At 47.4% G+C, this 6,414-nt stretch carries 4 protein-coding genes and 2 pseudogenes; 5 read left to right on the top strand and 1 reads right to left on the bottom strand.

The window, feature by feature from the left end; translation table 11 throughout:
- Positions 1–98, top strand: a pseudogene (locus tag JNC77_RS13840) (IS5/IS1182 family transposase); the annotation flags it as partial.
- Between the two features lie 22 nt (positions 99–120).
- Here the strand turns inward: JNC77_RS13840 and JNC77_RS13835 are convergent.
- Positions 121–598, bottom strand: a pseudogene (locus tag JNC77_RS13835) (IS5 family transposase); the annotation flags it as partial.
- A gap of 902 nt (positions 599–1,500) precedes the next feature.
- Here JNC77_RS13835 and JNC77_RS13830 point away from each other — a divergent pair.
- The 4 genes from JNC77_RS13830 to paaA all read left to right on the top strand — a co-directional run bounded on the left by JNC77_RS13830 (position 1,501) and on the right by paaA (position 6,381).
- Positions 1,501–3,003: a C69 family dipeptidase gene (locus JNC77_RS13830; RefSeq protein WP_374833488.1), complete on the top strand. Its 1,503-nt coding sequence runs from the start codon at positions 1,501–1,503 to the stop codon at positions 3,001–3,003.
- 186 nt (positions 3,004–3,189) lie between these two features.
- Entirely contained in the window at positions 3,190–4,026 is an 837-nt protein-coding gene (locus tag JNC77_RS13825) for a PaaX family transcriptional regulator C-terminal domain-containing protein (protein ID WP_374833486.1), read from the top strand.
- A 137-nt stretch (positions 4,027–4,163) separates the two neighbouring features.
- On the top strand, positions 4,164–5,369 hold the full coding sequence (gene pcaF, locus JNC77_RS13820; RefSeq protein ID WP_374833484.1) for a 3-oxoadipyl-CoA thiolase: 1,206 nt from the start codon (positions 4,164–4,166) through the stop codon (positions 5,367–5,369).
- Positions 5,370–5,388: 19 nt separating this feature from the next.
- Positions 5,389–6,381, top strand: a complete 993-nt coding sequence (paaA, locus tag JNC77_RS13815) for a 1,2-phenylacetyl-CoA epoxidase subunit PaaA (RefSeq protein ID WP_374833482.1) — start codon at positions 5,389–5,391, stop codon at positions 6,379–6,381.
- The last annotated feature ends 33 nt before the right edge of the window (positions 6,382–6,414 follow it).

Genomic DNA, 6,414 nt, shown 5'->3' with positions numbered 1-6,414 from the left:
AAAACTGGCGACGCATTGCAACCAGATATGATCGCCTCGCAATAAACTATCTCGCCGCAATTGCTCTTGTTTCTACACTCATCGCATGGGGTAATTGAGTCCTCAGCCTAGGCTCAAGACTCATTGATTGATCCAAAAGATGATTATTGCAGCGATGCAAATTACTGACATGAATGTATGGGCACATCGGTCGTAGCGGGTGTGAACCCTCCTCCAATCTTTGAGCTTTCCAAACATATTCTCGATCTTGTGGCGTTTTCGGTAGAGCGTAACGTCATGCGCTATTGGCACTTTGCGATTTGCCTTCGACGGAATGCAAACCTTGATGCCACGCTCAGTGAGCGCGTCACGAAACCAATCTGCATCATAACCTTTATCCGCTAGCAATGTGTCTGCGCGCGGAAGAGCGTTGATTATCAAGGCCGTGCCTTTGTAAACACTTACCTGCCCTTCCGAGAGCAGCATAATCAGTGGACGGCCATAGCGATCGCTACAGCATGCAATTTAGAATTCAGTCCGCCTTTGGTGCGCCCAATACGTCTGGGAACATCCCTTTTTTTAGCAGGCTGGCTGCGGTACGATGGGCTTTAAGATGACTCATGGCGCACCTCCTAATGTGACCAATGAATCCGGTAGATCACCTCAACGCAAGACATTTAATAGGTCTTCAGTCTAAATAAATCCAATGATTTTACCAAGAAAAATAAATTAAAATACTTTATTTCAAATCAAACATCTTTTAAAATAATATTATAAATTTTCAGAACTCATTTCATGATAACTATAAAAACATAAATGATCGGAGTTAAATTGCGTATTTAAAAAATTAACTTTAAGGCGCCATTGAAATTAAAAGGGCGCCTTATGCACAAAGACAGTTTATCCCGCGTAAACACCCTTTTGCTATCGTTTGGAGCAATTGCTCTGGCAGTTGGCCTATATCTACATTTTGTATCTGGTACCGTTCCGTTAACAAGTCAGCTAGCTGTGAAAATAACGTAAATTCATTGTGCAGTACAAATCAGGAAGCATTAAATGCACTTTTGCCTAAAAGTAACGAGCCTTGAATGCTCGCAATGATGGATGCCAAAGCAAATAACTCAATAATCACTTGAAGTAATTTTTCCAAAATAGGCAGCACTTATGCCAACTCTCACATCAGCTTATTAGTGTATTATATAAACTGATATAAATAAATTTTTCTTATTTTTTTATCATCAGGCTAAAATCTGACGAATATCAATAATAAATTACAGTATTAAGTATATTAACAATAATTTATCCTTATCATAAGTAACCAATATGCAATATTTTATATTATTATTTTATTTTATATACATCAGTTTTTAATAACAAAATTTCAAAAACACGGTTGATCCTTAAAAATTATTTCTCCACTATAGGCGTTAGAGGCTCATTTCTGCACATTATTTATTATGCGCTTACGAAAGGGGATGTGGCCTCCGAATGTAACATGAAATGCACTCGCAAGAGGAAATAATGAAAAATTCGGATTTCTGCAAAATCATCGCACTCAATTTATTGGTATCCGTATCAATGTCATCTCCAACATTGGCCAGTTATGGCTTTTATGTTGGTAAAAACCTGACCGAAGACGGCTCAGTACTTATCGGCGGCACCGGTGAAGAAGTATCCGGTCACTGGTTAACTGTAGTACCTGCGAAGAAACATGCGGAAGGAACAACCATTTCTGTCGGAGCAACAGAAAAAGCATATATGCCAGGCAAATTGATGGAAATTCCCCAAGCGCCTGAGACATTCAAATATATCAACATGAACTACAGCGATTTTGAAGGCTTTCCGGCGCCTCTGACCAATGGAGGCCTGAATGAGCACGGTGTTGCAATCCGTGACATCTGGTCTAACTCCCGCGATGAGCTTGTCGAGATGACACCCAATCCGCAAACCGGCCCGCAATATAGCGATCTGGCACGCATTGCATTGGAACGTGCCAAAACAGCACGTGAAGCCGTCGAAATCATTGGTGATCTCATCAATAAATATGGCTACACCACTTACGGTGGGAACTCTCATCTTATTGCTGACAAAAATGAAGGTTGGGTAGTTCTGCAATTTGCAGGTGGCAAAGGGCTTTGGGTGGCTGAACGCTTAGGGCCAGACGATGTCCGCGTTTCTTATCCCGGCTATATCGGCGATATTCCGGCCGATATTACTGACAGCAATGATTATTTGGCATCGCCTAATTTTTATGATTTCGCCATTGAGCAAGGCTGGTGGAAGCGTGACGGTGATAAGCCTTTCAATGTCCATGCTGTTTATAGCGAACAAGACCGCCCGATGCGTACCGGTCAAAAACACTGGACAATTGATACGGTCGAAAAAGAATTACGCGACATGGCACCGGTCACTTTGAAAAAAATGATGAAAATGGTGCGCGATCCACGCGTATCAACCGAACGCTCCGGCTATGGTGAAGTGGCACAGTTACGTGAGACAACACGCCCTGAGCTCAACCTGCTTTGGGTTGCGCCTACCGGTTCTGTAACGGCTCCATTTGTGCCTTACCATATCGGGATCAATAAAGTTATTCCGGAATATGGTATTCATCGATATTTGTTCCGTGATGCAGGTTCCACCTTCTTAAATGCTGAATATCAGTCTCAGGAAGCAACCCAATTTGCAGGCCGTTTGTTTAAGCGCATCATGTATCATAGCTGCGCCCATCCTGAAACATTCATGCCGGAAGTCACCCAAGCACTGGAAGCCTTCGAAGACGGGCAAATTCAAGATATTGCAACCATTCAGACAACCGCCGAAATTCTTTATCAAGCTGAAAAACCTGAATTGGCATCCAAATATCTAACAGACTACAGTGTGCGCCAATCTGAGCGTGCCCTTGATTTAGGCAATGCATTACTGGCTTCCATTGAAGCACGTGCAAAACTACTTTACGGCATTGAAACCATCGATGGCACCGCTATCAATGCAGAAGACGCTGACATGCCGTGCCGAAAGAAATAATCATCTACTAAGTTAACCAGCATTTTAAAGGGCGTTTGCATCAGCTTGTAAACGCCTTTTTTGATAGTTTTGCTATCTCTAAATAGTTGGTTTATGAAAGCTACAAGAAAACATCATCTTTCTCTGCATCAGCTAACATCTCATCGCAGCTGTTTTTCTGTTGCTTCAATTGAAAGTAAAACATCCATGTCCGTCGATAAAACCATTAAAAATCTGCTCAAAGATCAGGAATTGCGGGCAGCAGCTTTTATCGTCACAGTTTATGGCGACATTGTTTTACCGCGTGGCGGCGTATTTTGGACCGGCTCTTTAATCGAGATTTGCAACCGTGCGGGTTTAAGTGAATCAGTAGTGAGGACTGCCGTTTCACGGCTGGTGACCGCTAATCGTCTCAAAGGTGAGCGCAACGGACGGCGCAGCTATTACAGTCTTGACGCCTCTTCGCGCACCGAGTTTGAACAAGCGGCCAAACTTCTTTATCAACCGGATCAGGAGCCTAAAGGTTGGCAGGTCATTTATGCGCCTGATTTAAGCGATGCCGATGCCGCGCGCCTTCGCATGGGGCGGATGGGATCAGCCATTTTTATCCGCCCTGATCGCGGACAGACTTTGCCGGAAAACGCACAAATCCTGCGCGCACAAGACCCCGATGACATGGGCTGGCTGGCGCAGTTCTGGGATTTGAGCCAAATCCACCAGCGTTACTGTGATCTCATTGCCCGCTTTGAACCGCTTTATCAGCGTGCCGATGACTTATCGTCTGAAAACGCACTGATGGCACGGCTCATTCTGGTGCATATGTATCGCGGCGTTTTGCTGCGTGACCCGCGCCTGCCGCTGAAGGCTTTGCCGCAAGACTGGCAAGGTCACACGGCGCGCAATTTGTTCCGCAATCTTTATCTGTCACTGAGCCCGAAAGCAGAAAGCTGTATTGCTGCTCTTTGTGAAGGTGTTGACGGTGTTTTACCGGCAAATACCGATGAAACGCGCTCACGCCATCAGGGATTGTTAATTGCCGAATAAAAAAGCTCTGAAATTCAAAACATTACAACAATTCTAAAAATTTACTTGCATTGTAATGTTTCATGGCCTTATAATCTGACCAAGCGGTCGATGAATGAGGAGATTCTTCCGCTTTCAGGGTAGGAAGGAAAATATTCATGCAAGATGCTTTTATCTGTGATGCAGTTCGTACTCCAATTGGTCGGTATGGCGGAGCGCTGGCTTCCGTGCGTGCAGATGATCTTGCAGCACTGCCTCTCAAAGCCCTTATCGAGCGCAATCCTTCGGTCAATTGGTCAGCTGTTGACGATCTGATTTACGGCTGCGCCAACCAGGCAGGCGAAGACAACCGCAATGTCGGTCGCATGGCTGCTCTCCTCGCAGGCCTGCCGGTCAGTGTTCCGGGTACCACGGTCAACCGCCTTTGTGGCTCTGGCATGGATGCGATTGGTATGGCAGCACGTGCTATCCGCGCTGGTGATTGCGACTTCGTGATTGCCGGTGGCGTTGAAAGCATGACGCGCGCTCCGTTTGTCATGCCGAAAGCCGACAGTGCATTTTCACGCAGCAATGCGGTTTATGACACCACCATCGGCTGGCGTTTTGTCAATCCGGCCATGAAAGCAAAATTCGGCGTTGATACAATGCCGGAAACCGCCGACAATGTGGCAGGTGACTTTAATATTTCCCGCGAAGATCAAGATGCTTTTGCAGCACGCAGTCAGGCACGTTGGGCGAAAGCGCAGGCTGCGGGTCTTTTCAATGATGAGATTGCACCGGTGACCATTACACCGCGTCGTGGTGATCCGATTATTGTGGCCGAAGACGAGCATCCACGCCCAGGAACAACTTTTGAAACACTTGCTAAACTAAAAGCCATCAATGGCCCTGATCGGACGGTTACAGCCGGTAATGCATCCGGCGTTAATGATGGTGCAGCCGCCTTAACAATCCTCTCAAGCGAGGCGGCCAAAGCACAAGGACTTACTCCTAAAGCGCGCATCGTCTCCATGGTCGCCGCCGGTGTTGAACCGCGCATCATGGGTATCGGCCCCTCACCTGCTGCCAAAAAAGTTTTGGCGCGTGCGGGTCTCACCATTGATCAGATGGATGTGATCGAGCTCAATGAGGCTTTTGCCAGTCAGGCATTGGCTACTCTTCGTGATCTCGGCCTGCCGGATGATGCAGAACATGTGAACCCGAACGGCGGCGCGATTGCGATCGGTCATCCGCTCGGCATGTCGGGTGCGCGTCTGGTTGCAACTGCCATGTATCAATTACACCGCAACGGCGGACGCTATGCATTATGCACAATGTGTATCGGCGTTGGTCAGGGCATCGCTATCATTATCGAACGCGTGTGAGCAGGAAGGACATCTTAAAATGTATGCACAGCTCGTAACGTCTGAAGGTGCAAAAGACCGCACTGATATGAGCCCGCAGGAAATTGCGTTTCAGGAACGCATTGACCGCGGTGAAAAGATTGAACCTAAAGAGTGGATGCCGGAAGGCTACCGCAAAACTCTGATCCGCCAGATCGGCCAGCATGCCCATAGTGAAATTGTCGGCCAGCTTCCGGAAGGCAACTGGATCACCCGCGCACCAACACTGGAACGCAAAGCCATTTTGCTGGCCAAAGTGCAGGATGAAGCCGGTCACGGTCTTTATCTCTATTCAGCCGCAGAAACCCTTGGTGTTTCGCGTGATGAATTGCTGGAGCGCCTGCATGCAGGCAAGATGAAATATTCGTCCATATTCAACTATCCAACCCTCAACTGGGCTGATATGGGCGCAGTGGGCTGGCTGGTTGACGGTGCAGCGATTATGAACCAAGTGCCGTTGCAGCGTACATCTTATGGCCCTTATAGCCGTGCGATGATCCGTATTTGTAAGGAAGAATCCTTCCATCAGCGTCAGGGCTATGCCGTGATGATGAAGATGGCTTCCGGCACGCCGGAACAAAAACGCATGGCGCAGGATGCATTGAACCGTCTCTGGTATCCGTCGCTGATGATGTTTGGCCCCTCGGATAAAGATTCAGTCCATTCCGTGCAGTCGATGGCATGGAAGATCAAGATGAATACCAATGACGAGCTGCGTCAGAAGTTCGTCGATCAGACCGTACCACAGGCCGAATATCTGGGTCTGACTGTGCCGGATCCAAACCTGAAATGGAACGAGGAAAAAGGCGGTTACGACTTTACCGAGCCAAATTGGGAAGAGTTTTTCAACGTCATTAACGGCAATGGCCCGTGCAATGCCGATCGTCTCGGCGCACGCGTCAAAGCTTGGGATGACGGTGCATGGTTCCGCGAAGCGCTGGTTGCGCATGCGGAAAAAGTTGATGCACGCGCTGCACGTGTAGCCGCTGAATAAGCAGCTTACGAACAAGCAGAAAATTTAAGTGCC

Source organism: Paenochrobactrum pullorum (assembly GCF_041929845.1).
In the GTDB taxonomy this organism is placed as follows: domain Bacteria; phylum Pseudomonadota; class Alphaproteobacteria; order Rhizobiales; family Rhizobiaceae; genus Paenochrobactrum; species Paenochrobactrum pullorum.
This window is presented reverse-complemented; position numbering and strand designations above follow the sequence as displayed.

What these genes read in the sequence shown, in the direction of transcription:
- JNC77_RS13825 (WP_374833486.1), top strand. Translation starts at nt 3,190, where the DNA reads ATGTCCGTCGATAAAACCATTAAAAATCTGCTCAAAGATCAGGAATTG.
- pcaF (WP_374833484.1), top strand. Translation starts at nt 4,164, where the DNA reads ATGCAAGATGCTTTTATCTGTGATGCAGTTCGTACTCCAATTGGTCGG.
- paaA (WP_374833482.1), top strand. Translation starts at nt 5,389, where the DNA reads ATGTATGCACAGCTCGTAACGTCTGAAGGTGCAAAAGACCGCACTGAT.
- JNC77_RS13830 (WP_374833488.1), top strand. Translation starts at nt 1,501, where the DNA reads ATGAAAAATTCGGATTTCTGCAAAATCATCGCACTCAATTTATTGGTA.